26 protein-coding genes are annotated in these 25,765 nt (G+C 64.6%); 10 read left to right on the top strand and 16 right to left on the bottom strand.

The window, feature by feature from the left end; translation table 11 throughout:
* Positions 1–16: 16 nt before the first annotated feature.
* From AC0L2D_RS15720 to AC0L2D_RS15685, 8 genes are all read right to left on the bottom strand, one after another.
* A complete protein-coding gene (locus AC0L2D_RS15720) occupies positions 17–1,165 on the bottom strand; it encodes a substrate-binding protein (RefSeq protein ID WP_473541487.1) in 1,149 nt (382 codons plus the stop codon).
* 103 nt (positions 1,166–1,268) lie between these two features.
* Positions 1,269–1,970, bottom strand: coding sequence for an ABC transporter ATP-binding protein (locus AC0L2D_RS15715; RefSeq protein WP_024502518.1), 702 nt, complete (start codon positions 1,968–1,970; stop codon positions 1,269–1,271).
* Between the two features lie 2 nt (positions 1,971–1,972).
* Positions 1,973–2,677 carry an ATP-binding cassette domain-containing protein gene (locus tag AC0L2D_RS15710; RefSeq protein WP_027163906.1) on the bottom strand — a complete coding sequence of 235 codons (705 nt, stop codon included), beginning with the start codon at positions 2,675–2,677 and terminating at the stop codon, positions 1,973–1,975.
* Positions 2,674–3,660, bottom strand: a complete 987-nt coding sequence (locus AC0L2D_RS15705) for a branched-chain amino acid ABC transporter permease (protein ID WP_473541486.1) — start codon at positions 3,658–3,660, stop codon at positions 2,674–2,676. Before AC0L2D_RS15705 ends, AC0L2D_RS15710 begins: the two co-directional genes overlap by 4 nt.
* Positions 3,657–4,574: an urea ABC transporter permease subunit UrtB gene (gene urtB, locus AC0L2D_RS15700; protein ID WP_473541485.1), complete on the bottom strand. Its 918-nt coding sequence runs from the start codon at positions 4,572–4,574 to the stop codon at positions 3,657–3,659. Before urtB ends, AC0L2D_RS15705 begins: the two co-directional genes overlap by 4 nt.
* Positions 4,519–5,640 carry a class II histone deacetylase gene (locus tag AC0L2D_RS15695; RefSeq protein ID WP_013532992.1) on the bottom strand — a complete coding sequence of 374 codons (1,122 nt, stop codon included), beginning with the start codon at positions 5,638–5,640 and terminating at the stop codon, positions 4,519–4,521. The genes urtB and AC0L2D_RS15695 overlap by 56 nt, the downstream gene beginning before the upstream one ends.
* 83 nt (positions 5,641–5,723) lie before the next feature.
* Positions 5,724–8,450 carry a winged helix-turn-helix domain-containing protein gene (locus AC0L2D_RS15690; protein ID WP_473541484.1) on the bottom strand — a complete coding sequence of 909 codons (2,727 nt, stop codon included), beginning with the start codon at positions 8,448–8,450 and terminating at the stop codon, positions 5,724–5,726.
* Positions 8,447–9,109 carry a GNAT family N-acetyltransferase gene (locus tag AC0L2D_RS15685; protein ID WP_224673970.1) on the bottom strand — a complete coding sequence of 221 codons (663 nt, stop codon included), beginning with the start codon at positions 9,107–9,109 and terminating at the stop codon, positions 8,447–8,449. The genes AC0L2D_RS15690 and AC0L2D_RS15685 overlap by 4 nt, the downstream gene beginning before the upstream one ends.
* Before the next feature lie 203 nt (positions 9,110–9,312).
* On the opposite strand from AC0L2D_RS15685, the gene AC0L2D_RS15680 reads away from it, so the two are divergent.
* Genes AC0L2D_RS15680 through AC0L2D_RS15665 form a run of 4 tightly spaced genes read left to right on the top strand, consistent with a single transcriptional unit; the run spans position 9,313 to position 13,647 of the window.
* The gene (locus AC0L2D_RS15680) at positions 9,313–10,608 is read left to right on the top strand and encodes an ArgE/DapE family deacylase (protein WP_473541483.1); all 1,296 of its coding nucleotides are present in this window, start codon (positions 9,313–9,315) and stop codon (positions 10,606–10,608) included.
* Positions 10,605–11,663: a phosphotransferase gene (locus AC0L2D_RS15675; protein ID WP_473541482.1), complete on the top strand. Its 1,059-nt coding sequence runs from the start codon at positions 10,605–10,607 to the stop codon at positions 11,661–11,663. The genes AC0L2D_RS15680 and AC0L2D_RS15675 overlap by 4 nt, the downstream gene beginning before the upstream one ends.
* Positions 11,664–11,669: 6 nt before the next feature.
* Positions 11,670–12,974: an aspartate aminotransferase family protein gene (locus tag AC0L2D_RS15670; RefSeq protein WP_473541481.1), complete on the top strand. Its 1,305-nt coding sequence runs from the start codon at positions 11,670–11,672 to the stop codon at positions 12,972–12,974.
* 16 nt (positions 12,975–12,990) lie between these two features.
* On the top strand, positions 12,991–13,647 hold the full coding sequence (locus tag AC0L2D_RS15665; RefSeq protein WP_473541480.1) for a GntR family transcriptional regulator: 657 nt from the start codon (positions 12,991–12,993) through the stop codon (positions 13,645–13,647).
* 8 nt (positions 13,648–13,655) lie between these two features.
* Here the strand turns inward: AC0L2D_RS15665 and AC0L2D_RS15660 are convergent, their stop codons facing one another.
* Genes AC0L2D_RS15660 through AC0L2D_RS15640 form a run of 5 tightly spaced genes read right to left on the bottom strand, consistent with a single transcriptional unit; the run spans position 13,656 to position 18,385 of the window.
* Positions 13,656–14,960: an NAD(P)/FAD-dependent oxidoreductase gene (locus tag AC0L2D_RS15660; protein WP_224619821.1), complete on the bottom strand. Its 1,305-nt coding sequence runs from the start codon at positions 14,958–14,960 to the stop codon at positions 13,656–13,658.
* The gene (locus tag AC0L2D_RS15655; protein ID WP_224620044.1) at positions 14,957–15,940 is read right to left on the bottom strand and encodes a branched-chain amino acid ABC transporter permease; all 984 of its coding nucleotides are present in this window, start codon (positions 15,938–15,940) and stop codon (positions 14,957–14,959) included. Before AC0L2D_RS15655 ends, AC0L2D_RS15660 begins: the two co-directional genes overlap by 4 nt.
* Positions 15,937–16,845 carry a branched-chain amino acid ABC transporter permease gene (locus tag AC0L2D_RS15650; RefSeq protein WP_224619819.1) on the bottom strand — a complete coding sequence of 303 codons (909 nt, stop codon included), beginning with the start codon at positions 16,843–16,845 and terminating at the stop codon, positions 15,937–15,939. The genes AC0L2D_RS15655 and AC0L2D_RS15650 overlap by 4 nt, the downstream gene beginning before the upstream one ends.
* On the bottom strand, positions 16,842–17,591 hold the full coding sequence (locus tag AC0L2D_RS15645; protein ID WP_473541479.1) for a branched-chain amino acid ABC transporter ATP-binding protein: 750 nt from the start codon (positions 17,589–17,591) through the stop codon (positions 16,842–16,844). Before AC0L2D_RS15645 ends, AC0L2D_RS15650 begins: the two co-directional genes overlap by 4 nt.
* Positions 17,588–18,385, bottom strand: coding sequence for an ABC transporter ATP-binding protein (locus AC0L2D_RS15640; protein WP_013532981.1), 798 nt, complete (start codon positions 18,383–18,385; stop codon positions 17,588–17,590). The genes AC0L2D_RS15645 and AC0L2D_RS15640 overlap by 4 nt, the downstream gene beginning before the upstream one ends.
* A gap of 126 nt (positions 18,386–18,511) precedes the next feature.
* On the opposite strand from AC0L2D_RS15640, the gene AC0L2D_RS15635 reads away from it, so the two are divergent.
* The 6 genes from AC0L2D_RS15635 to AC0L2D_RS15610 are packed head-to-tail and all read left to right on the top strand — an operon-like array spanning position 18,512 to position 22,865.
* Positions 18,512–19,246 (top strand): GntR family transcriptional regulator, encoded by a 735-nt coding sequence (locus tag AC0L2D_RS15635; RefSeq protein WP_024502532.1) that lies wholly within the window; start codon positions 18,512–18,514, stop codon positions 19,244–19,246.
* Positions 19,243–19,725, top strand: a complete 483-nt coding sequence (locus tag AC0L2D_RS15630) for a DUF3830 family protein (RefSeq protein WP_473541478.1) — start codon at positions 19,243–19,245, stop codon at positions 19,723–19,725. Before AC0L2D_RS15635 ends, AC0L2D_RS15630 begins: the two co-directional genes overlap by 4 nt.
* Position 19,726: 1 nt before the next feature.
* On the top strand, positions 19,727–20,080 hold the full coding sequence (locus AC0L2D_RS15625) for a TIGR04076 family protein (RefSeq protein ID WP_275953829.1): 354 nt from the start codon (positions 19,727–19,729) through the stop codon (positions 20,078–20,080).
* Positions 20,077–21,132, top strand: coding sequence for an aldo/keto reductase (locus tag AC0L2D_RS15620; protein ID WP_275953828.1), 1,056 nt, complete (start codon positions 20,077–20,079; stop codon positions 21,130–21,132). The genes AC0L2D_RS15625 and AC0L2D_RS15620 overlap by 4 nt, the downstream gene beginning before the upstream one ends.
* On the top strand, positions 21,129–21,557 hold the full coding sequence (locus AC0L2D_RS15615; RefSeq protein WP_064995060.1) for a DUF4440 domain-containing protein: 429 nt from the start codon (positions 21,129–21,131) through the stop codon (positions 21,555–21,557). The genes AC0L2D_RS15620 and AC0L2D_RS15615 overlap by 4 nt, the downstream gene beginning before the upstream one ends.
* A 48-nt stretch (positions 21,558–21,605) precedes the next feature.
* Positions 21,606–22,865, top strand: coding sequence for an ABC transporter substrate-binding protein (locus AC0L2D_RS15610; RefSeq protein ID WP_013532975.1), 1,260 nt, complete (start codon positions 21,606–21,608; stop codon positions 22,863–22,865).
* A 91-nt stretch (positions 22,866–22,956) separates the two neighbouring features.
* On the opposite strand, the gene AC0L2D_RS15605 is transcribed toward AC0L2D_RS15610, so the two are convergent.
* The 3 genes from AC0L2D_RS15605 to AC0L2D_RS15595 are packed head-to-tail and all read right to left on the bottom strand — an operon-like array spanning position 22,957 to position 25,726.
* Complete coding sequence (locus AC0L2D_RS15605; RefSeq protein ID WP_063171580.1) at positions 22,957–23,757, bottom strand: ABC transporter permease; 801 nt, start codon at positions 23,755–23,757, stop codon at positions 22,957–22,959.
* Positions 23,754–24,626 carry an ABC transporter permease gene (locus AC0L2D_RS15600; RefSeq protein WP_473541477.1) on the bottom strand — a complete coding sequence of 291 codons (873 nt, stop codon included), beginning with the start codon at positions 24,624–24,626 and terminating at the stop codon, positions 23,754–23,756. Before AC0L2D_RS15600 ends, AC0L2D_RS15605 begins: the two co-directional genes overlap by 4 nt.
* The gene (locus AC0L2D_RS15595) at positions 24,623–25,726 is read right to left on the bottom strand and encodes an ABC transporter ATP-binding protein (RefSeq protein ID WP_027163891.1); all 1,104 of its coding nucleotides are present in this window, start codon (positions 25,724–25,726) and stop codon (positions 24,623–24,625) included. The genes AC0L2D_RS15600 and AC0L2D_RS15595 overlap by 4 nt, the downstream gene beginning before the upstream one ends.
* Positions 25,727–25,765: the final 39 nt, after the last annotated feature.

Genomic DNA, 25,765 nt, shown 5'->3' with positions numbered 1-25,765 from the left:
GCCGTTGCCGGAGCTCCTACAGCTTGCAGTAAGGCGTGACCGGCGCGATGGTGCCGAAATCCTTGGCGATTTCATAGCTGATGCCGTCTGCGGCCGCCTTGCCGACATAGGAATGGCAGAGCGTGTGGTTGTTGCTGGCATCGACCCGGATCTTGCCTTGCGGCGCGTCGAACTCGATCGTCGGCAGCGCCTTGAGCACATCATCGTCCTTCAGCGATCCGGCCTTCTCGGCGGCCAGGGCGTAGAGATGCAGGCCGTTGTAGCCGGCTTCGCCGATGCCGTTGACCATCTTCTCCTTGCCGAACTTCTCGCGGAAGCTCGCGATGAACTTCTTGTTGACCGGATTATCGAGCGCCATCCAGTAAGGCTGCGGTGCGTAGGTGCCGGCCGCAACGCCGGGCGGCAGCGCGTCCTTGTTGAAGACCTCGTCGAGCGGCGCGATCAGCGGCTGCTTGATGTCGAAAGAGCGATACTGCTTGAGCTGCGTGACCGCGTCATTGCCGACCACCATCGACCACACGACGTCGGGCTTCAGCGACTTGATCTTCTGGAAGGCCGGGCCGAAATCCGTGGTGCCGAACGGATAATAGTCGGCGCCGATGATCTTGCCGCCGGCCTTTTCGTAAGCCGCCGTGATCGCCTCGGTCATCTTCTGCGGCCAGGCATAGTCGGAAGCCATGACATAGACCGTCTTGCCGAGCGTCTCGGCCACCCATGGCATCATCGGGTCGACCTGCTGCATCGGGATCGGGCCGGTGGCGACGAAGTAGCGGTTGCATTCGCCGCCTTCGAAATTGGTCGGGTAGAAGAACAGCTTCTTGGCCTTCGAGGTCACCGACAGCGTAGCACTTCGCTCCGGCGAAATGATCGTGCCCATGACCACGTCGACCTTGTCTTCGTTGATGAGCTTGCGCGCCTTGTCGATGGAACCCTTGGTCGTGGTCTGGTTGTCCTCGATGAACAACTCGACCTGGCGCCCGCCAATGCCATTGGCGGCGTTCAGTTCGGCGGCGGCGAGCTTGTAGCAATTGAGCAGCGTCTCGCCGAGGATCGCCTGCAGCCCGGTGATCGGGATCGACAGGCCGACCTTGACGGTGTCGGCGGCGCGCAGGACCGACGGCGCACCGACCATGGCGAAAGCGGCCGCGGCGCCGCCGGATTTCAAGACAGTTCTTCTGCTTATCATTGTTGTGTTCCCTTCCAGTCCCAGACGCGCCCCATGCACGCCTTACAAGTCAACAAGCTCCCAGGCGCGCTTCAGGTGCGCCTTATAGGGCCAACAGGTCCTTCAGCAGGGTCTCGTCGGCGAACGCCTCCGGCGCGCCTTCATGGACGATCCTGCCCTTCTCCATCACCAGGCAGCGGTCCGATGCCTTGAGAACGAGATCGAGATTCTGCTCGACCAGCACGATCGCGATGCTGCGTTCGCGCGCGATGCGCGGCACCAGCTCGGCGATCGACTGCACGATGTTCGGCTGTATGCCTTCCGAAGGCTCATCGAGCAGCAGCACCGACGGCAGGCCGCAGAGCGCGCGGCCGATCGCCAGCATCTGCTGCTGGCCGCCCGAAAGCGTGCCGGCGACCTGCGCTTCGCGCTCGCGCAGGATCGGAAAATAGCCGAAGATGTCGACCGGAATGCCGCCGTCGCCACGGTCCTTGGCAGCGCGGGTGCCGACCTCCAGGTTTTGCCGCACCGTCAGCTGGTTGAAGATCCCGCGCCCCTGCGGCACATGCGCGATGCCTGCCCGCGCGCGGCGGAAAGCTGGCGCGTTCGTGAGGTCCTTTTCACCGAGAACCACGGCGCCACCGCTCGCCCGCAAGCCGCCGGCGATGACGCGCAGCAGCGTCGTCTTGCCGGCGCCGTTACGGCCGAGCAGGCCGACGACTTCGCCCGGCGCGACACTGAGGTCGATGCCGTTCAGCACCGGGAGCGGGCCGTAGCCGGCTGACACCGCCATTGTCCGCAGCATGATCAGCGCCTCCCCAGATAGACGTCGCGGACCATCTCGTCGGTCTCGACGTCGTGGAAAGGACCGCTGCGCAGGCGTCGTCCCTGATGCAGCACCAGCGTCTCGCAGTTCAGCGCCCGTACGAAGCGGATATCGTGTTCGACGGCGACGATCGAGAACTCGCCCTTTAGGCGCAGCAGCATATCGGCCGTCGCCAGCGTCTCCTGCGGCGTCATGCCGGCGGTGGGTTCGTCGAGCAAAAGCAACCGCGGCTCGATTGCCAGCGCCATGCCGATCTCCAGCCATTGCTTCTGGCCATGCGCGAGTTCGCCGGCCGGTGTGGCGGCGCGATTGCTCAGCGCGACCAATTCCAGCAATTCGCCAACCGGGCGCACAGGCGAGGGCGCCCCCCAGCGGGCGACCTTCACATTGTCTTCCACCGAGAGGCTCGGGAAGACGGACGGGATCTGGAACTTGCGCGCGATGCCGAGCCGGGCGATGCGATGCAGCGGCAGGCCGGCTATGTCGTGGCCGAGGAAGCGCACGCTGCCGCTGGTCGGGCGCAGCGTACCGGTCAACACATTGAGGAAGGTGCTTTTGCCGGCGCCGTTCGGGCCGATGATGCAGCAGAGTTCCTTGTCGCGTACAGTGAGGTTCAGGGCCTCCAGCGCCTGCAGCCCGCCAAAGCGGATGCCGACATTTTCGGCCTGGAGCAGGATGTCGCTCATTGTGCGCGCCTCCCGCCTTTGAACAGGGCTTTCAGTCGCGCGTAGATCGACAGGATGCCGTCCGGCAGGACGAAGACGATGATGACGAAGACACCGCCGAGCAATAGCGGCCACAGGCTCGGGTTGAAACTGCTGATCGTCTGCTGCGCACGCTGGATGAAGATGGCGCCGAGCACCGGCCCCAGCAGCGTGCCGCGCCCGCCGACCGCCACCCAGACGATGACTTCCGTCGACAGAAGCAGTCCGGACAGATCCGGTGCCACCAACCCCGCCATGCAGACATAGAGCGCGCCGGCAAGGCCGGCGATCGCCGCCGACAGGACGAAGGTGACGAGCAGCCGCAACGGCGCATTGTGGCCGAGCGCTGCTGCCCGGACTTCATTGTCCTGTATGGCGGTCAGCACCGTACCCCAGCGGCCACGGCTGATCGACCACAGTGCCAGCACGGTCACCGCGACGATGGCCGAGACGAAGATGTAGCTGGGCAGGTCCTGGCTGAGATCGACGTGCAGCCCGCCGACATCGAAGGCAATCGGCGGAATGCCGATCAGCCCGCTGTCGCCGCCGGTGACCGAGCTCCAGGAGACCGCCGCCTGCTGGCAGATGACGCCCATGGCCAGCGTGACGATGGTGAAATAGCTGCCACGGATGCCGCCGAAAAACAGGAAGTAGCCGATGATGGCGGAGACCAAGGCCGCACCGGCCACCGCACCGATGATGCCAAGCAGGCTGGCGAAGGAGATCGCATCGTTGAGCGTGATCAGCGCCATGATGTAGCCGCCGATGCCGAAAAACGCAGCGTGGCCGAAACACAGGATTCCAGTGCGGCCCCAGAAGAAGTCGAGGCTCGCGGCGAACAGGCCGAAGATCAGCGCGTCGCGGATCACGGTCAGCTGATACCCGCCGACAAAGAACGGATAGATGATCGCGAGCGCCACGCAGGCGGCGAAGATCAGCAGCCAGTTGCGGTCGCGGGCGATCATCGCGACGCTCCGTTGAACAGGCCGTTGGGCCGAAGCCGGACAGCGACGATGGCCGCCAGCAGCACGACCGCCTGCGCCAGCGACGGCGAGATCTGATAATTGAGGATGCTGGTCAGCCCGCCGACGAAGACGCTGCCGGCGACGAGGCCGCCGATCGAGCCGACGCCGCCGACAATGACGACGAAGAAGGCGTTGGCGAGATAGTTCACCCCCATCTGCGGCAGCACGATCGCCAGCGGCGCGACCAGTCCGCCGGCGAGCCCGGCGATGGCCGCGCCGAAGGTGAAGGCGATGGCGTAGGTGCGCCGCGTGTTGATGCCGACGCCCTCGGCCATTTCGCGGTTCTGGATGACGGTGCGGATGTCGAGACCGAAGGACGTGCGGCTGATCAGCAGGATGACGCCGAGCAAGGTCAGCATGGCGATGCCGATCAGGATCAGCCGATAGGCCGGGTAGGCGGTGAAGAAGAGGTCGAGCGTGCCCTCGATAGGCGGCGTCACCGGCTTGGCGCCGAGACCGAAGATCAGTTCCAGCCCTTGCTGCAGGATCAGGCTGACGCCCCAGGTGGCAAGCACAGTTGAGACCGGCCTGGAATAGAGATGGCGGATGATGGCGAATTCGAGGATGCAGCCGATCACCGCGCCGGCGATGGGGGCAGCCGCCAGCCCTAGCCAGAACGAGCCACCCATGCTCTGGACGAAATAGACCGCGAAGGCGCCGACGGTGACGAACTCGCCATGTGCCAAATTGGTCACGTTCATTAGGCCGAAGCTGATCGCTAGCCCGAGCCCGACCAGCATCAGGATACTGATCAGCGTCAGCGCATTGAGCAGCGTGGTGATGACGAAATCCATCGCGTCAGGCCGCACTGGCGAGACGTTGGCGCAGGCCGGCGAGCAGGCCTTCGGCGGCATCGATCACCGCGGCCTGATGAAGCTGCAGGTCTTGCCCGGCCCATTCGTCGATATGGTCCGACAAAGGGTCGACCACTTCGGTACGGTGATTGGCTAGCGTCTCGATGACGGCATGGCCGCAGAACGGCACATAGCCCTCGGAGTAGCCGCCTTCATGGGTCATCATCAGGCGCCCTTGCGAGGTCTCGGCGGCCAGCGCAACCATGCGCGCGGCGAGACGCCTGAAGCATTCGCTGTTGAGCATCATGCGGCCGAGTGGATCGAAGCCGGACGCATCGAAGCCGGAGGCGACGATGACGAGGTCCGGCCTGTAGGCGCGCAGTGCCGGCGCGACAACGCGGTCGAAAGTCGCTTCATAAGCACCGGTTCCGCTGCCGGCCGGCAGCGGGATGTTGATGTTAAAGCCCTCGCCGGCATCTTTCCCGTTGTCGGCCAGCGCACCGCGCCCGGTCGGATAGAGATTGTCCTGGTGCACGGAAATGGTCAGAACCGACGGGTCGGAATAGAACACCGTCTCGGTGCCGTTGCCGTGATGCACATCCCAGTCGACTATCGCCGCGCGCCCGAGCAGGCCTTCATGCTGCAGCCGGCGGACAGCGACGCCAATGTTGGAGAACAGGCAGTTGCCCATCGCCTGGTCGGGCTCGGCATGGTGTCCCGGCGGCCGCGCCAGCGCATAGGCATTGTCGACGCGGCCCGTCAGCACGGCGCGCATCGCGGCATAGGTGGTGCCGGCCGACAGCAGCGCGATGTCAAAACTGTTGAGGCCGATCGGCGCCTGCGGCCCGGCGAAACCGGAGCCGCGTTCGCTGAGCATGCGAATATCGTCGACATGGCGTTGCGTGTGCACGCGCAACAGGTCGTCGACCGAGACCGGCTCGGGGATGATCGGCACCAGATGCCGCGACAGGCCGCTGACCTGGATGAGGTTGTTCAGCCGGCGCTTGGAGCCAGGGGATTCCAGATGCCGGCCGGGTTCCACGAAACGGCCGGGCGGCATCATGTCGGCGCTGGAGCCGGTGTCATGCCACATCAGCTGTTCGTGAAAAACGTAGCCTGTCGCCATCCGCAGCGTCCTCTGAAAACCAGGTGACGCTAGCAGGCTAACGATCAGATGGCCCGACCCGAAAGTGGGGTCGCGCCTCTTATCTATGCCCCTCCTTTCGGAGGGGTATGGGCGCCTGCAGATCCTTGCGCGGCGCGCACCGCCTGCACCCGGTTGGTCACCGCGAGCTTGCCGAAAATGTTCTTCAGATGCCATTTCACCGTGGTCTCGCTCACCGACAACGCCAAGGCGATATCGCGGTTGGACATGCCCTCGGTGAGATAGCGCAGCAGTTCGGCCTCGCGCTGGGTGAGCTGTTCTTTCTCGGCGGCTGGTGCGGCCAGCTTGCGCGTCGCGACAGGCATCGCCTGCGCGGCATCGATGATGCGCGACGCATAGGCTGACAGTGCGGGATCGGTCTTCGCCTGGGCCGCGCGCAGCCGCATCAACCCTTCGACAACAGGCCTTCCCTCGTCGACGAAAGAACGGATGAAGCCGGAGGGTTGGGCGAGACGCAACGCATTGAGGAGATTGCGGTCGGCCTCGCGTTGGTCGTGGGCAGCGCTGGCCACTTTGGCGCGCAGGATCAGCGCCAATATATGGCGGCGCATGCGCCCGCTGTCTTTCGTGCGCTCGAGCAGCGCGTCGAAAACCCCCGCGGCAGCGGCATAGGATTTCTCGGCCGTCAGCAGGCGGCCCTCGGCAAAGAACTCGAACTCGTTGGCGGTAGTGATGACCACCGAAGCCTCGGTCCCTTCGCCCCGATGCTCGGCCAGCAGCGCACGCGCCTCGGCAATACGGTTCTGGTCGAGCAGCACACGTATGCGGTCATGCACGATCATCGATGCCAGGCGGCGATACACCGTGCCATGTACGCGTTGATAGACGCGCTCAAGCATATCCAGTGCCGCTTCGGTGCGACCGGTCAGCTGCAGCACGCGGGCATAGGTCGGCACGCTGGCCAGGGGATAGACGATGACCGCCGCGCCCTCGATCTGCGGTCCGAGATTCTCGACCAGGGTCAGCGCTTCGCCCGACGCATTGGTCTCATAGGCAAGTTCCGCAAGCAGCGTGCCGGCCAGGGCCTCGGCATAGGAGTTTGCACCGATCCGCGCCCGAGCCTCGATGATCGCGTTGCGCAGCAGCCGCTCGGCGGCGGGCAAGCGGCCCGCCGAACGCTCGATCACGGCCATGTAGCAATTGGCAATGGTGACGCCGAGCAGGCTGCCGCTTCGCTCATGCGCCCGGCGTGCCGCATCGATGGCGGCGCGTGCGCCGTCGAGGTCACCCAGCGCATAGAGGTTGTAGCCAATGACATTGGCGGTCGCGCCCTCCATGAACCAGGCATCGGGCGCGATGACGCGCAGGGCCGCAAGGGCTGTGTCGCGCGCCTGATCGAACTGCTCCAGCGTGCTGTGAACGGCGGCGGCGAGAACCACGAGCTCAGCCTCGATCGTTGTGCCGGTCATCGTGCCTGGGTCGTTGCTGTCGGTCGGTCCGGTCTCGACCAACTTGCGCGCATTGCTCAGCGTCTGTTGGGCAATCTCCGGCTGGCTGCTGTGCACCGCCAACCACAGCACGACCAGCTGCAGCCGAATGCGCTGGTCGATCAGCTTCCTCGGCAGCAGTGCCAGCAGCTGGCGCACGTAGAGAAGCTGGCACTGGGCGATGAGGTCGAGCGCATTGTTCTCCACGAACACCGCCGCGCGGGCCTGGTCGCCGGCGGCCAGCGCGTGCCCGATCGCCTCTGTCAGCATCTTGCGCTCGCCGAACCATTCGGCGGCCGCCAGATGCAGCGGCGCGATCATCTCCGGTTCGCGCCGTTCCATTTCGCGGCTGAGGAAATCGCGGAACAGATGATGGAAGCGGAACCAGCGCCGCTCTTCGTCGAGCGGCACCAGGAACAGGTTGCGCGTCTCGATCTCGGTGATCGCCGCTTCGGCGTCGGCCGCGCGCATCACCGCCCGGCAGGCCTCGGCGCTGAAGCGTTCGAAGATCGAGCTGTAGAGCAGGAATTTTGCGATCGCCGGCGGCAGTTCCAGGAACACTTCGCCCATCAGGAAGTCGGCGACGTTTCGGTTGGCGCCGGTAAAATTGCCGATGACGGTTTCCGGTGCATGCGCGGCACTCAGTGACAAAGAGGCCAGTTGCAGGCCGGCGGCCCATCCTTCGGTGCGCGAGCACAAGGTCTCCACCGTGCCGCTGCTGACGCTCAGGCCCAGCTTGTCGTTGAAGAAAGCTTCAGCCTCGGATGAGGCGAAACGCAGATCGTCGGGGCCGATTTCGAAAACGTCGCCAAGCACCCGGAGCTTGCCGAGCTGCAGGTCGGGCAGGCTGCGTGAGCCGATGACGAAAGCAACATTTTCCGGCGCCTGCCGGGTCAGGCGCTCCATGAACCGCTTCACCGCCGGCGCCTCGACGGCGTGGTAATCGTCGAAGAACAGGGTGATGTCGGCCTCGCGCGCCGCCAGACCCGCCACAAGTGCCGCGAGCACGACATCGAGCTGCGGGATGGGGCTCGACTGGAAGGCAAGGTCGAGTTCCGCCGGGCTCTGGACCAGATGGCGCAGCGCGCCCACCAGATGCGATAGGAAGGCGCCCTCATCATTGTCCGTCGCCTCGCAGGACAGCCATGCCGTCAGCCTGCCGTGGCGTGCGATTTCCGCAGCCCATTGCGCCATCGTCGTCGATTTGCCGAAGCCGGCGGGCGCGGCGAACAGCACGATGCGGGTGTCGATATGACGCTCCAGCGTCGACAGAATGGTCTCGCGGCGCACCCATCGGCGATGGTGCGGCGACGCTTGGCTGACGGATTGCGGAGCTGTTCTCATCTAGGTCCGCACAGCCTGTAGCTCTCTGGGGGAGAGTCGCCGCAGCCGCTCCACTCCGCTTCGATCAGCGGAATTTGCGGTGCGGCATCGCGCGGCAAGGTTCCCTTGATACGGGGATCGTCGACGATCTCAAATCCGGTAGCGAAGGGCACGAACCCGCAGGCGCTGTAGAATCCGATGACGCTGTGATGATCGAAGCTGCTTGTATGCAGCCAGATGCGGCTCGGGTTGAGACGCCATGCGAGCTCCAGTGCCCCGGCCATCAGCCGTTTGCCGAAACCGCGGCCGGTCAGGGACGGGAACAGGCCGAAATAGGTGATCTCGATCTCGTTATTGTCGGCGGCGAAGAACTCGACCATGCCGAGATGCGCGCCGGTTTCGTCATGGCCGTAGTAGAGATGCTGGCGCGGGTCGGCGAAATGCTCGGTGATTTCGGCATCGGACATTTCGGAAACGCGGTCCCACAGCCAGGGTGCGCCGATCTCGAGAAAGATCGCCCGGTAGGAAACGCAATCGGGCGTCGTGATCCGTGTCATGCCCAAGGGGCGCGCGAGATCCGGCTGCGGCGTGCGCGCTTCCATCCAGGTCACCGCATTGGCAAGCTTGCCAGCCGGCAGGCGATGGTAGCCAATGGCGAGATCGGTGATTTCGGCGGGCATCGTGTCTTCTGTGATCAACGCATTCCTCGTCATGTCTTCCAGAGATAGCAGTATCGGCTTGCTGCATCCGATGCCAACTCCCCCAAGACCATGGCAGCATCGAACGGCAAGTCCTGGACTGAAAGTTTGGCGCGCATGCCTCTTGCATTTCACAGGAATGGCATATGAGATATGATACATCATCCAGGTGAAAGTAAAATATGATGCCTGAGCGGATTGCGGATGAGGCCATTCTGAGGGCAGTCGATGATGGCTTCGCCCGACAGGTCGCGTTTCTGCAAGACCTCGTGCGCTTTCCCTCCCAACGTGGCGAGGAACACCCCGCGCAGTCGTTTATGGCCGCCGCCTACGAGGCGGATGGCTACGCGGTCGACATGTGGCGCGTCGATGTCGATGCGATTCGCGACCTGCCGGGTTTTTCACCCGTGGCGGTCTCTTACGACGATGCCTTCAACGTCGTTGCTACCCACACGCCGCGAAACGCGACCGGCCGCTCGCTGATCCTCAACGGCCATATCGATGTCGTTCCGACCGGACCGCTCGACCGCTGGGTGCGCGATCCCTACGACCCGGCGATCGAGGACGGCTGGATGCATGGTCGCGGCGCCGGCGACATGAAGGCCGGCCTGTCCGCCTGCCTCTATGCGCTGAGCGCCTTGCGTAGCCTTGGCTATCAGCCGGCCGCGAACGTGTATCTCCAGTCGGTGGTCGAGGAGGAATGCACCGGCAATGGCGCGCTTGCATGCCTGCAGCGCGGCTATCGCGCCGACGCCGCCTTCATTCCCGAACCGCTGGAGCCGCGGCTGATGCGGGCGCAGGTCGGGCCGATCTGGTTCAGGGTCGAGGTCGACGGCGATCCGCAGCATGCGTCGGGTGCATTTTCGGCCGGCGCCAATGCCATCGAAAAGGCCTTCGTCATCATTCAGGCGCTGAAGCAGCTCGAAATCGTCTGGAACGCGCGCAAGGTCGATGACAGGCATTTCCATGATCACCCGCATCCGATCCGCTTCAACCTCGGCAAGATCGAAGGCGGCGAGTGGACATCGAGCGTTCCGGCGCGCTGTGTCTTCGAGATGCGCGTCGCCACCTATCCCGGCCAGAGGCTCGAAGACGCCAGGGCCGAGCTCGAGGCCTGCATTGCCGATGCGGCGCGCGCCGATCCGTTCCTGGCCAACCGACCACCCAAGATGACCTACAATGGCTTCATGGCCGAGGGCTATGTGCTGGAGGGCGCCGACGAGATGGAAGCGGTGCTGCGCCGCAGCCATACCGCCGTGTGGGGCGAGCCGCTGACGGAACACGTCACCTCGGCGACCACCGATGCGCGTTTCTTCGGCCTCTATGCCGACACGCCGGCGATCGTCTACGGCCCGATCTGCCGCATGCCGCATGGCTATGACGAGGCCGTCGATCTCGACTCGGTGCGCAAGGTCACCCAGACGATCGCGCTGTTCATCGCCGACTGGTGTGGCCTCGAACCTATCGAGGCTAAGCCATGAATGCGGCGGTGCCCGATGCGTTCGGCGAAACACTCGCCGAGGACGCACCGGATGTTTCCACGGCCGACGCGCTCGCCATCCTGCGCCGGCACTACGGGCTGACCGGCACCGCGCGTCCGCTGCCTGGCGAACGCGACCACAATTTCCATATTCAGACCGACGGCGAGGGCGAGTTCGTCCTGAAGATCTCCCATCCGGCGGAAGAAGCTGGCTTCACCGATTTCCAGAACAAGGCGCTCGACCACATCCTTGCGGTCGACCCCACCTTGCCGGTTCCCTCGGTGCGCAAAAGCCTCGAGGATGAGGCGCAGTTCGCGGTTAGAGTCGCTGGATCGGCGCCGCGCATCATCCGGCTGGTGACCTATCTGCCCGGTCAGTTGCTGTCGCGCTCGCCGACTTCCGAGGCGCAGGATCGCAATCTCGGCATCTTCCTCGCCCGCCTTGGCAGGGCGCTGCGCGGCTTCTTCCACCCGGCCGCCGGCAGCGACCTGCTCTGGGACATCCGCAAGGTCGCCAAGACACGGCCGATGATGGCGCACATCACTGATCCGACTCGGAGGGCGATGGTCGAGCGCGCGATCGACTCCTTCGAGCAGCATGCAGCGCCGGTCATTCCCACCCTGCGCGCGCAGATCGTCCACAACGACATGAATTCCTACAATGTGGTGATGGATGCTTCGCGGCCGGAGGTCGTCAGCGGCATTCTCGATTTCGGCGACATGATCCATTCGCCGCTGATCTGCGACCTCGCCATCGGCGCCGTCTACCGCTGGCCGGCGGAAGGCCATCCGCTGGCACCGGCGGCGCGCTTTGTCGCAGGTTATCAGTCGCTCCAACCACTGGAGGAGGAAGAGATTGGCATTCTCTTCGATCTGATCCGTGCCCGACTTGCGCTCATCGTCAACATCGCCAGCTGGCAGGCCGAGCGTTTCCCGGCCAAGCGCGACTACGTGCTGCGCCTCGCCACCGAAGTCTGGGCTTCACTCGAACGGTTGAACGGCCTGTCGTCCACCGATGCCCGCCGCTATTTTCTCGACCATTCCAATCCGGAGTAGATTCCCGTGTCCCAGTCCTCGCCATACCCCGCAAATGCCGACGCGGCTGCATCGGAGCGCGCGCTGCTCGAACGCCGCGCCAGGCTGCTTGGGCCGACCTACCGCGCCTTCTACCGCAACCCGATCCATCTGGTGCGCGGCAGCGGTGTGTGGCTCTACGACGCCCAGGGCCGCAAGTTCCTCGACGCCTACAACAACGTCGCCTCGGTCGGGCATTGCCATCCGCGCGTCGTCGAGGCGCTTTCGAGGCAGGCCGCAACGCTCAACACCCACACACGCTATCTCAGCGAGATCATCCTCGATTACGCGGAAAAGCTTCTCGGCACCGTTCCGGCCCATCTCGGCCACGCGATGTTCACCTGCACCGGCAGCGAGGCGAACGACCTTGCCATCCGCATTGCCCAGCATTCCAGCGGCGGCACCGGGGTGATCATCACCGATTTCGCCTATCACGGCGCCACCATAGCGACGGCGCAACTGTCGCCGGCGGCGGTCGGGGCAAAGGGGGTGCCAGCGCACCACCGCACGGTGGCAGCGCCGGACACGTTCCGCGACCATGGCCGGGCCGCGCATGATTTCGCCGGAAATGTCGCCGCTGCCATAGAGGACATGCGAGCAAAAGGCATCAAGCCGGCGGCGCTGCTTCTCGACTCGGCCTTTTCCAGCGACGGCATTTTCTTTCCCGATGCGAAGGTGATGCGCGAGGCAGCCGATCACGTCAAAAAGGCCGGCGGCATCGTCATCGCCGATGAGGTCCAGTCCGGCTTCGGCCGGCTTGGCCAGGGCATGTGGGGCTTCGCAAACTATGGCATCGAGCCTGACATCGTCTCGATGGGCAAGCCGATCGGCGATGGGCACCCGATGGGTGCCGTGCTCGTGCGGCCGCAGCTTGTCGCCTCCTTCGGTTCGAACACCGGCTACTTCAACACCTTCGGCGGCAATCCGGTCGCGGCCGCCGTCGGCCTCGCCGTTCTGGAGGTCATCGAAGGCGAGGGGCTGATCGAGAATGCGCGCAATGTCGGCGCCTATACGAGTGAACTGCTGCGCGCCCTGCAGGGCCGGCACGGCGCGGTCGCTGATGTCAGGCACAACGGCCTCTATTTCGGCGTCGAGCTGACGGCGGACGGCGACGAGGCTCTGGCCGCCACCAAGACATCGGCGGTCGTCGAAGCCATGCGCGAGGACGGCGTGCTGATCTCGTCCTGCGGTCCGCGCGGCAATGTGCTGAAGATCAGGCCGCCACTGCCCTTTGCCAGGGACAATGCCGAGCAACTGGCCGAGACGCTCGATCGCGCTCTGTCGAACTGGTGATCGGAGCGGCCCGCGTATGCTGAAGCTTGAACATCAGACCCTGAATGACCGCGCCTATGGCGCGCTCAAGCAGGAGTTGATTTCCGGCGGCTTCAGCCCGGGCCAGGCGCTGGTCATCCGCAAGCTCGCCGAGACGTTCGGCATCTCGACGACACCGATCCGCGAGGCGCTGCAGAGGCTTGTCGCCGAGCGGCTGCTCGAGATGCAGAACAACCGCTCGGTCATCGTGCCGTTGCTGTCCGCGCCTGCCTTCGAGGAGCTGACGCGCATCCGCATCGCCGTCGAGGGACTGGCGGGCGAGATGGCGGCGACCAGGATGAGCGAAAGCGGGCTGGCTGACATCCAGGCGACGCTCGCCGGCATGCAGCGTGCCATTGAGGCCGGCGACGCCAGGGCCTATCTCTCATTGAACGAGGCGTTCCACTTCGCCATCTACCAGCATGCCGGCGCGCCGATCCTTTTGAACATGATCCGCGACCTCTGGGGGCGGGTCGGGCCTTATCTCAAGCTGCTGATGCAGGCCGATCGCTACATCCCGCAGTCCAACGACGCGCATCGCAAGATCGTCGCCGCACTGGAGCAGCGCAGCGGTCCCACTGTGCGGATTTTCATAGAAAAGGACATCGCCGTGGCGGCCGCTGTGCTGTCTGCAAACCTTGACGCTGCCAGGTAGCCGTCGGCCTAGCTCGTCCCGTCCAGCCGGTCGCGCAGCATGCTCCAGCCGAGCAGCATGTTGGGCGCGTGCCGCAGCACGGCGTGGAACGGTATTGGCGCCGGCGGCGCGAAGGGCAGCGGCAGGTCGCGGGCGTCGGTGCCGGCGGCCCAGTCGGCCAGAACCTTGCCCATCGCCGTCGTCATGGCCATGCCGCGCCCGTTGCAGGCGCGACCGGCGATCAGTCCCGGACCGAGGTCGATCAGGTGCGGCAGGAAATCCGGTTCGACCGCTGCCATTCCCGACCAGCTGTAGGCAAGCGGCGGCAGGTCGGGCAGACCGAGATGCCGGCCGAGCCTTCGCCAGATCGTCTGCGGTACGCGCGTATCCGCACCGGCGCCAAGGATATGCATGCCGCCGCTGATCAGCCGGTTTTCGGCGTCGAAGCGGAAGGTGAACAGATTGCGTCTGGTGTCACCGACACCTTGCCCGCCGGGAAGCAATCGGTTGCGCACTTCACGAGGCAGCGGCGCTGTCGCGATCTGGAAGACTTTCAGCGGGAAGTAGGTTCGCTGCAACGACGGATTGAGGGACCAGCCATAGGCGTTGGTGGCGATCAGCACCTTGCCCGCGCGTACCGAGCCAGAGGGCATTTTCAGCATCCAGCCATCGGCTATGCGATCAACCGAGGTGACGCGCGTCTGCTCGAAGATCTTTGCGCCGGCCTTCTCCGCCGCATCGGCCAATCCGCGCGCATAGGCGACCGGATTGAGCACGCCGCCGGAACGGTCCATCCAGCCGCCGACATAGCCTGGCACGCCTGTCAGGGCTTCGACTTCCTGCCGATCCAATGTGACTGCCGGCCGGCCACGCTGTGCCCACTGACCGGCACGTGACTTGACCTTTTCAAAGGCGGCAGGCGAATGCGCCGGCTGGATCCATCCGTTCTGCACGGCGTCGCAGTCGATGCCGTGCTGCCGGATCAGGCGGAAAACCAGGTCGGCGCTGCCGGCGGCGAAATCGATCAGCCTTTCGCCACGCGATGGTCCGAGATGGGCCAGTATGTCGGCCGGGTCCATCTTGGCGAAGTTCGGCACGACGAAGCCAGCATTCCTGCCGGTTGCGCCCCAGGCGATGAATTCGGCTTCGAGAACGGCGACGGAAAGGCCTTTGCCGGCGGCGTGCAGCGCGGTTGAAAGGCCCGAAAAGCCGCCGCCGACGATTGCTAGGTCGACATCGAGCCCGCCTTGCAGTGCCGGCCGCTCACGTCGATTGCGGCCGACGGCATGCCAGAGCGAAACGCCGTGCGCTTCCTGCCGGATGACGGCATTCATGAGCTGGAACTGCTCCTGTCTGCAGCGATCCTCGCCCGCTTGCCAAACCAAGGCCGCCGTGGCCTGTCGCCGAACAGCCCGTTCGGCCGGACCAGCAGGATAACGCAGAGCATGACGCCGATGGCGGCGATCTGCAGCGCGGCGGCACGAGCCTGCTGTTCCGGCGGGAACAGGATGCTGGTCAGCGTGCCCGACCCAGCCCATATCGCCCAGACCAGGATGCTGCCGACGACGGCGCCGAGATTGCTGCCCGAACCGCCGACGATCAGCATCACCCAGACCTGGAAAGTCAGGATCGGCAAATAATTGTCCGGCGCGATGAAGCCGGTGAAATGCGCCTGCAGTGCACCGGCCAGCGCCATGATGGCGCCGCCCACGGCAAAGGCCTGGACTCGGTAGAAACGCGCGCTCTTGCCAAGCGAGATCGCCGCCCGCTCATCCTCGCGTAGCGCCTTCAGCACGCGGCCCCACGGGCTGCGCGACAGATGTTCCAGAGCGAAATAGGCGACCAGAGTCACCGCCGCGACCACGGCAAGGTTCGACAGGTTGAACAGCAGCGGCGTCTCGGCAAGGCTGCCGAAGGGGCGCGGGATGAAGCCGATGCCGAACGGGCCGCCGGTCAGTTTCTGCGCGTTGAGCGCGACCAGTTGCACGACGACGGCGACGCCGAAGGTGGTGATCGCCAGATAGTCGGACCTGAGCCGCAGCGTCGCCATGCCAGTTAACGCCGCGGCAATGCCGCCGACGACCATGGCGCCCGCCCAGCCGACAACGATCGGCAGGCCAAGGCCACCCAGCCGCGCGGCGTCGTCGGGAGTGGTCAGCAATGCCGAGGTGTAGGCGCCGATGGCGACGAAGCCGGCAAGGCCGACATTGAACAGGCCGGTCAGGCCCCACTGCAAATTGAGCCCCAGCGTGACCAGCGAAAAGATCAGCGCGGTGGTCAGGAAGAAGGCGCCGTAGCCGATCAGATCCATCAGCGTTCCCTCACACCAAACAGGCCGATCGGCCGCACGAACAGCACCGCCATCAGGATGATGAAGGAGACGGCGGCGCGCCATTCGGCGCCGATCAGCTGCACGGCACCGGCCTCGGCGAGCCCGATGATCAGGCCGCCGAGCACGGCGCCGGGGATGCTGCCGATGCCGCCGAGAATGGCGGCGGCAAACATCGGCAGCAGCATGTCGAAGCCCATGAACGGGCGGATCTGCACCAGGATGCCGATCATCACGCCGGCCACGCAGGCCAGCGCCCCGCCGATGACCCAGGTGACGCGCACCACGCTGGCGACGTCGATGCCGACGATGCGGGCCAGTGCCGCGTTCTGGCTCAGGGCCTGCATCGAGCGGCCGGTCTGCGTGCGCGTCATCAACAGATGCACGGCGAGCACCAGCACCGCGGTCAGCAGCAAAAGCGCGATCTGGTCTGATGTGATGCGGATGCCGAAGCCGACCGGCATGGCGATCTGGATCGCCCGGCTGAAATAGGTCGGCCGCGAGGTGAAGGTGAATTCGAGCAGGCTTCTCAGCGCCATCGAGGCACCGAAGCTCGCCATCACCACGATGATCGCCTGGCCTTGCGAGCGCAGCCGCGAAAACAGCACCTTGTCGAGCAGCAGCGCCAGCAAAGCGGTGAACGCCATGCCGGCGACCAGCGCGACAATCAGCGGCCAGCCGAAGGACAGCGGTGCGATCGGTGCCACCTTGCCGACTGTCGCGCCGATGGCGCTGACGACGGCCAGCGTCGCATAGGTGCCCCAGGCCATGAAGTCGCCATGGGCAAAGTTCGAGAAGCGCAGGATCGAATAGGTAAGCGTCACGCCGATGGCGCCCAAGCCGATCATCGAACCCGTCAGCAATCCGTCGACGACAAATTGCAGGCTCATGCCCCACCTCCTGTGCCGGACTTGCGGGGGCGCTGGCCGAGATAGAGTTCGGCGACCACCGGATCGTTCCACAGCTCGGAAGCAATGCCCTCGTGCCGGTCTTTGCCTTCGACCAGCACATAGGCGCGGTCGCCGATGGCGAGCGCTGCCTTGGCATTCTGTTCGACGAGCAGGACAGTGACGCCGGACTTGCGGATGCCGGCCAGCATCTCGAACACCATCGAGACGAATTTCGGCGACAGGCCGGCCGACGGCTCGTCTAGCACCAGCACCTTGGGGTGGACGATCAGCGCCCGCGCAACGGCGAGCATCTGCCGTTGTCCGCCCGAGAGGTTGCCGGCGGCGGTGCGGCGCTGGCGGACGAGATCGGGGAAGGCGGCATACATCTCCTCGATGCGCGCAGGAATTTCGTGCCGCTCAAGGATGCCGCAAGCAACTCTGAGATTGTCCTCGACCGACATCAGTGGGAAGATGTTTTCGGTCTGCGGCACGAAGGCCAGCCCGAGCCGCACCATGGTGTGGGCCGGCGCGGCAGTGATGTCCTTGCCGTCCAGAAACACTGTGCCGCCGGTGATCGGGACTAGGCCGGCGATGGCCTTGATGAAGCTAGACTTGCCGGCGCCGTTGGGGCCGAGCACCACGACGATCTCGCCCTTGGCGACGGTGATCGAGGCGCCGCGCACGATCGGCACGCCGGGCTCGTAGCCGGCTTCGAGGTCGCGGACATCGAGAACGATCTCGCTCATGCCGCGCCTCCGAGATAGGCCTCGATGACGCGCGGGTCGCGAGCGACCTCTTCGGCCGTGCCTTCGCTGAGCAACTGGCCGCTCGCCATGACGAGGACGCGATGGCAGAGCCGCGTTACCATGTCGATATTATGCTCGATCAGCAGGAAGGTGATACCGCGCGCATTGATGTCGCGGATGCGGTCGATGATGACTTCGAGCAGCGTCGCGTTGACGCCGGCCGCCGGTTCGTCGAGCAAGATGATCGCCGGATCGGCCATCATCACGCGGGCGAGTTCGAGCAGCTTGCGCTGGCCGCCGGAAAGCACGCGCGCCGGCTCATGCGCGAGATGGGCGAGGGCGACCAGTTCCAGCAGTTCAAGCGCCTTTGTCCTGGCGGCCCTTTCCTGCGCGGCGACGCGCCATGGCGTGACGAAATTGGCAAGCAGCTTTTCGCCGGCCTGACCCTGTGCCGCCAGCATGATGTTTTCGATCAGCGTCAGGTTGGGCAGCGGGCGCGGTATCTGAAACGTGCGGCCGAGACCGCGTCCGATGCGCAGATGTGCTGCTTCGCCCGAGACGCGCGCGCCGTTGAGAAGGATTTCGCCGCTGGTCGGCAATATGCTGCCGGCAAGCAGGTCGAACATCGTCGTCTTGCCGGCGCCGTTGGGGCCGATGAGGCCGAGGATCTCGCCCGCTTTGACGTTAAACGAGACGTCGTTGACCGCGACAAGGCCGCCGAACCGCCTGACGACATTCCTTGCCGTCAGAACCGGCGCGCGGGTTTCCCCTTGCCGTTTGGTTGCCTCGCTCATCAAACCCTCTGGCCGAAGACGATCGCTGCCGCCTCCTGATTATGATTTGTGATCACACTTGCATTGATCACGCTATTCGGCTTTAATTTCCTCCGCAAGCCGAAAACCGGCCACGAACGGAATTCCATGCAAAAGGCTGCCATCGAAAAGAACAACGAGGTGATCGCGGCCCAGCTTGCGCCGGTCGGCCGCGAGACCGTGCAGGACCGCGTGTATTCCGAGCTGCGCCGCGCCCTGATTGGCGGCCTGTTCGAACCGAGCCAGGTGCTGACCATCCGCGGCCTGGCTGACGCCTTGGTCACCTCGACCATGCCGGTGCGCGAGGCGCTCGGCCGGCTGATCACGGAAAAGGCGCTGGAGGCGCTGCCCAACCGTTCGGTGCGCGTGCCGCCGATCACGCTGGAACGCCTCGACGATCTCCTGCGGGCTCGCATCCTGATCGAGGGCGAGGCGATCGCGCTGGCCGCCGCCCGCATGGGTCCGCGCCAGATCGCCACCATCGAAACCATCCTCGCCGAATGGGACGAGATGCGGGCTTTGAAACACAAGAAGGACGTCGACCGCGAAGTGACGCTCAACCAGAGCTTTCATTTCGAGATTTACCGCTCCTGCGGTTCGGCCGTGCTGATCCCGATGATCGAGAGCCTGTGGCTGCAATCGGGTCCCTGCATTCGTGTCGCCATCTACGCCTTCTCGGAAGCCGGCGAGGTCGACACCGCCCAATATCACCGCCGCATCGTCACGGCGCTGTCCACGCAGGATGCGCAGGCGGCGCGCGAGTCGCTGGTCGCCGACATCAGCCGACCCTTCACCTTCCTGCGCAGCAAGCTGCAGGCCGCCGCCGCGAAAGACCAGACATGACCGCCATCAGGATCACCGAGCCGCGCTCGCAGCTTTCCGTAACGGCATTGCTGCTGCCCGAGAAGGCGCCGGAAAACGCTGCCTTCCTCTTGGCCTATCTCGGCACGCCACGCGTTGTTCCGGGCATCCATGCGATGTGGACGGGGCCTGAGATTTCCTGTCCGGTTCCTTCAGCCGACCTCGAGGGCCAGGCCTATGCAAAACCGTTGCCGGCCGAGAACGCGACGCTGAACCCGCAGCCGGGCGATATCGTACTGTCCTACGTGCCGTCACGCATGTGGGGCGGCAATCCCAATGCGATCTTTGACATTGGCCTCTACTACGGGCAGGGCGCGCGGCTCTTGTTCCCGATAGGCTGGCTGGCCGGCAGTGTGGTGGCGCAGGTGCGCGTCGAAGAGCGTGACCGGTTCGCCGCCGCGTGCGGTGTCATCCGCCGCAACGGCGCCTGCGATGTCACCTTCAGCCTGATGGAGGCCTGACATGGCCGACGACGGTTTCGAGCTGTTCGACCTTCGCGTCGAGGCGATCATCCCCAAGGACAAACCTATCTATTGCGGCGCCAAGGAAGGCGACTATTTCGAGCTCAAGGGCGAGATGCTGTCGATGCCGGCAGGGCAGGGTTTTTCGATCTATTCGATCGCCGCCGTGTTGCCGCTGCTGGCAGCCAAGCAGCGCCCGACCCACCCGAACGACTGGATGACCTCGGACGCCGAGATCGCTTGTCCCGATCCCAATTGCGGCAGCCGGCTGCGGATCGTCAGGGCGGCCAGGCGGCGGTTCAGCCACGCCGAGACGACGGCGGTGCCGCTGCCGAAAGAGGATGACCTGAGATGACCGCAAACACCTTCGAACTCGGCCCCGGCTACACCATCTCGCGCGTCATTCGCGGCGGCTGGCAGCTGGCTGGCGGCCACGGCGCCATTGACCGCAGCCAGGCGGTGGCCGATCTGATCGCCACTTTCGATGCCGGCATCTGGACCTATGATTGCGCCGACATCTATACCGGCGTCGAGGAGCTGATCGGTGCCGCGCGCCTGCGGCTGGCCAGCGAGCGCGGCCTCGACGTCGCGGCCAGGATGAAGGTGCACACCAAGCTGGTGCCCGACCTCGAACGGCTGGCCAGTATCAGCCGCGACTACATCAGGGGCATCGTCGACCAGTCATTGCGGCGGCTGAAGACCGAGCGGCTCGATCTCGTGCAGTTCCATTGGTGGGACTATGAACAGCCGCGCTATGTCGATGCCATGGGCTGGCTCAACGAGCTTCGGTTGGAGGGCAAGGTGCGCAATCTCGGCACCACCAATTTCGACACGCCAAGGCTCGCCGAGATACTCGCTGCCGGCATCCCACTGGTCAGCCAGCAACTGCAATATTCCGTGCTCGACCAGCGCCCGGGCAACAGCCTGGCCGCGCTCGCAAAACAGAACGGCGTCAGCTTCCTCTGCTATGGCTCAGTCGCCGGCGGCTTCCTCAGCAACAAATGGCTCGGTGCGGCCGAGCCCGCCACGCCGCTCGAAAACCGCTCGCTGGTCAAGTACAAGCTGATCATCGACGATTTTGGCGGCTGGGAGCTGTTCCAGCACCTGCTGCAGGCGCTGAAGGCCGTTGGCGACCGCCACGGCGTTGACGTCGCCACCATCGCCAGCGCCTGGGTGCTGGAGCAGCCGCAAGTGGCGGCGGTCATCGTCGGCGCCCGCAACCAGGCCCACGCCATTGCCAATGCGAAAATCATGGACGTTGCGCTCGACACCGAGGACCGGGAGCGGATTGCGGCCGTCATCGCGCAAGGCACCGGCCTCGAAGGTGACGTCTACACGCTGGAACGCGACCGCCGCGGCCGCCACGGTTCGATCATGCATTACAACCTCAATGCGGGGAAGAAATGAGCGGCGAACCCTCCCTGTTTTCACGCGCCAGCGCCGAAATCATCGACCTGCACCGCTTCTTCGTCGACTGGTTCGTCGCCGCGCGAGCCAACACGGTGGACTTCGGCCGCTTCGAACGCGCCATGGGCAAGGACCTCAGCATGGTGGCGCCGGACGGGCAGATCCTCGATCGCGAAGCGGTCGTCGACCATGTCCGCGCAAGCCGTGCTTCCTGCGACGATGGTTTCGCCATTTCGATCGAGGACATCCGGCCCGGCTGGCAGGACGCGGATACCATCGTCGTCCTCTATGTCGAAGCGCAGCTGCGCGCAGGCAAGCACAGCCGCCGTCAATCGAGCGCCGTCTTCACGACCAGTTCATCGGCGCCCAACGGCGTCGAATGGCGACATCTGCATGAAACCTGGCTGCAGGTGCCGGAACGCTGAACAAGCTCCAGAGTTCAAATACAGTCGAGTAACGAAAGGGGAACAACAATGACAAAGACGATACTCCAACTCACCACAGCGCTCGCTCTCGTCACGATGGCGGGTGCTGCGCAAGCCGCCGATTGCAAGATCACCGTCGGCCTCGTCATGGAGCTGACCGGCCCGGCCGGCGAATACGGCCAGGCCGGCGCCAAGTCGGTCGAGATGGCCTTCCGCGACATCAACGGAGCCGGCGGGGTGCGCGGCTGCGATCTCGTCACCGACACGCGCGACAGCCAGAGCCAGGGCAACATCGCGGTCGACGCCGCCACTCAGCTTGTGCAGGTCAAGAAAGTGCCGGTCATCATCGGCGGCATCATCTCGTCGGTGTCGATCCCGATCCTGACCTCGGTGACCGCGCCAGCCAAGATCGTCCAGGTCTCGCCAGCATCGTCCTCGCCGACGCTGACCGCGCTCGGCCGCGACGGCAAGACCAACGGCATCTTCTTCCGCACCATCACCTCGGATGCGCTGCAGGGTGTCGCCGCCGCCAAATATGCCATCGACAAGGGTTTCAAGAAGCTGTCGATCATCCACGTCAACAACGATTTCGGCGTCAACATGGTGGCCGAATTCTCGCGTGCCTACAAAGCGCTCGGCGGCACCATCGTCTCCGACACGCCTTACAATGAAAAGCAGTCGAGCTATGCCTCCGAAGTCACCGCGGCAATGGCCGGTGAACCGGACGGTCTCTACCTCGTCAGCACACCGGTCGACGGCGCCACGGTCGCCCGCACCTGGATCTCGCAGGGCGGCGTGCAGAAATTCCTGCTCAATGACGGCATGAACAGCCCGGACTTCATCGAATCCGTCGGCGCCGATTATCTGAAGGAAGCCTACGGCACGTCGTCCGGCACCAGCCCGACGGCCTCGACGGAGTATTTCACCAAGAACTATAAGGAATTCTCCGGCATCGAACCGACCAATCCGGCAGCCGACCGTTCCTATGACGCCGGCGCGATTGTTGGCCTCGCCATCGCCATTGCCGGCTCTGAGGACCCGGCCAAGATCAAGGACGCGATGTACAAGGCGGTCGATCCGGCCGGCACGCCGATCTTTGCTGGCAAGGAAGAGTTCGCCAAGGCGCTCGGCCTGATCAAGGACGGCAAGCCGATCCGCTACGAAGGCGTCATCGGCCCGGTCGCCTTCGATAAATATGGCGACATCACAGGCCCGTTCCGGCTGTGGAAGATCGTCGACGGCAAGGTAGCGACGGACGGTGAAATGACCACCGACGATGTCAACGCCTTGCAGGCCAAGCTTCAGTAAGCATCATTCCGTTTGGTCCGGCATCGATTATGTCAGCATCGATGCCGGGCCAAGAATATGGCTGCCTCATTGCGGCGCTCTTGCCCGGCACTCACGTCCGTTCCGTCGCAACTTGCCTGGGGATGAGAAAGCGGGCGGCGAGCACGCAGAGCAGCACGGTGAACATCAGGATCAGCGCCACCAGCGCATTGATATCGGGTGAGAAGCCAAGCCGCATCATCGCCCACAGCCTGACCGGCAGCGTGCTTTGCGTGCCAGTGACCAGGATGGTGATCATGGTCTCGTCGAATGACAGGGCGAAGGCCAGGATGGCGCCGCCGACCATGGCGCTCGACAGGTTCGGCAGGATGATGCGCCAGAAGGTCTGCCAGCCCGTGGCACCGAGATCGTAGGACGCTTCAACCAGCGTGCGGCTCATCGACTGCAGCCGCATCAGTACCGTGCGGTAGACTATCGCCAACACGAAAACCGTATGGCCGATAACGACCGTCAGCAGCGAGCGTTCGAGGCCGATCTCGCGGAAGAAGATCAGCAGCGCCAGGCCGCTGATGATCGGCGGCATCAGGAACGGCAGGAAGATGATGAACTGCAGCAGCGAGCGTCCGGAACGGCGCCCATGATAATAGAGCGCCAGCAGCGTTCCGCTGACCACCGACAGGATGACGGTGCAGACGCCGACGATCAGCGTCGTGCGCAGAGCGGCCAATATGTCGTGGTTTTCAGCCAGCGCCACATAGGTCGCAAGCGTCGGCGACGACCAGTCGACGGAGCCATGCGAAATGGTGAAGAACGACGAAACGATCGGCACGAACAGCGGGCTGTAGAGCAGGACCGCAACCAGCGTCGTGATCGCGGCCAGAAAGATCGTGGACAGTCGGGGCAGGGCGCTCATACCGAAGTCCCCGGGTTGCGGCCAAAGCGTTCGCCGATGAGGATTGCGGCGATCACCACGACGGCCAGCGCCACCGACAGCGCCGCGCCGAACGGCCAGTTATAGGCCGTGCCGAACTGGCTGTAGAGGATGCGGCCGAAGGTGAAGCCGCTGATCCCGCCGACCATCTGCGGCGTCAGGAAATCGCCGATCGCCAGCACGAAGACGAAGCTCGCCGCCGAAGCGACGCCGGGCAGGCTGAGCGGCAAGGTGATGCGCAGGAAGGTCTGCAAGCCGCTCGCGCCGAGATCGTCGGATGCGCGCAGCAGCACTTGCGGAATCCGCTCCAGCGACAGGAAGATCGGCAGGATGGCTAAGGGGATCAAGAGCAGGGTCAGCGTCAAAAGGATGGCGTTCATGTTGAACACGAAAAGCGTCGACGGTTCCTGCAGAATGCCGAGCGCCACCAGTGCCTTGTTGAGGAAACCGTTGAGGCCGAGGATGCTGCGGATGGCATAGATCTTGATGACATAGCTCATCAGCAGCGGCACCAAGAGCAGCATCAGCAAGGCATAGCGCCAGCGCCCTTTCAGCGTCGTCAGGAAATAGGCGGCGGGATAGGCGAGCAGGATGCAGATGATGGCCACCGACACGCACAGCACGAGGGTGTTCCAGAACACCGGCAGAAAGACCGGATCGGTAAAGAACCTGACATAATTGCCCAGCGAAAAGCCGTAGACGATCGTGCCCTGGTCGACGCTGAAGAAGCTGTAGCCGAGGAAGATCGCCAGCGGCACCAGGACGAAGACCACTGGCAAGGCAAACGCGAGCACCGTCACCAGCAGCGACAGCCGTTTTTCCGCAGGCAGTGTCGATCCGGCTTTGCTCATGCCAGCACCAGATGGCCTTCATGCGGCGCAAAGGAAAGCGATACGGCCTCGCCGGATCTGAGCGCGCTGCCGTCGACGCGGCTCGGCACGCGCAGCCGCAAGCGTTGCGCGGCATTGTCGGCGCCGGCCGCGATGGTGGCGACGGTCGACGAGCCGGCAAAGGCCAGATCGGAGATCGTGCCGGAAAAACGGTTGTCGGTGTCCTTTGCATCCGCAAGGTGCAAGGCTTCTGGACGGAACGCGGCGTAAGCGCTGGCGCCTTCCGCTGCGGCTTTCAAATGCGGCTGGTCGCTGATCGAACAGATGAGGCGCCCGAGCGCCGTCTCGATCGATCGCAGCTCGCCCTGGACCGGTCCGAGTTTCCCGGCCACCAGATTGTTCTCGCCGAAGAAACGCGCGACGAATTCGCAATTCGGTCTGTAGTAAAGGTCGTGCGGCGTGCCGAGCTGGCGGATATGGCCGGCCTCCATGACGCAGATCCGATCGGCCATGCCGATGGCTTCTTCCTGGTCATGGGTGACGAACAGGAAGGTGGTCCTGATTTCGCGCTGGATGGACTTTAGGAACACCTGCATCTGCCGGCGCAGTTCGAGGTCGAGTGCGGCGAGCGGCTCATCGAGCAGGATCAGGCGCGGCTGGCAGATCAGCGCACGGGCGAGTGCGACGCGCTGGCGCTGGCCGCCGGAGAGCTGCGCCGGAAAGCGGTCGGCGAAACGCCCGAGCTGGACCAGTTCCAGCGCCTCCGCGACTCGGCGCGCGATTTCCTTGCGCTGGACATGGCGAACCGAAAGCCCGTAGCCGACATTGCCGGAAACGGTCAGGTGCGGGAACAGCGCATAGTCCTGAAACACGGTGTTGAACGGCCGCCGGTTGATCGGCATGCGGCTGATGTCTTGCCCATCCAGGCGTATCTCCCCCGACGTCAGCGGTTCCAGCCCGCCGATCAGCCGCAGCACCGTGGTCTTGCCGGAGCCGGATGGTCCAAGAACGGTGAGGAACTCACCGTCCTTGATCGACAGGTCGATGTCGTGCAGCACGGGGACCGTGCCGTAGGATTTCGAGACGGACCGCAGCGTCAAGAGGTCGGTGTTCTGGTTCATGAAATACTCTCGCATACGCTTCGGCGGTCCGGAACTCCG

This window comes from Mesorhizobium sp. WSM4833 (genome assembly GCF_055811095.1).
This window is presented reverse-complemented; position numbering and strand designations above follow the sequence as displayed.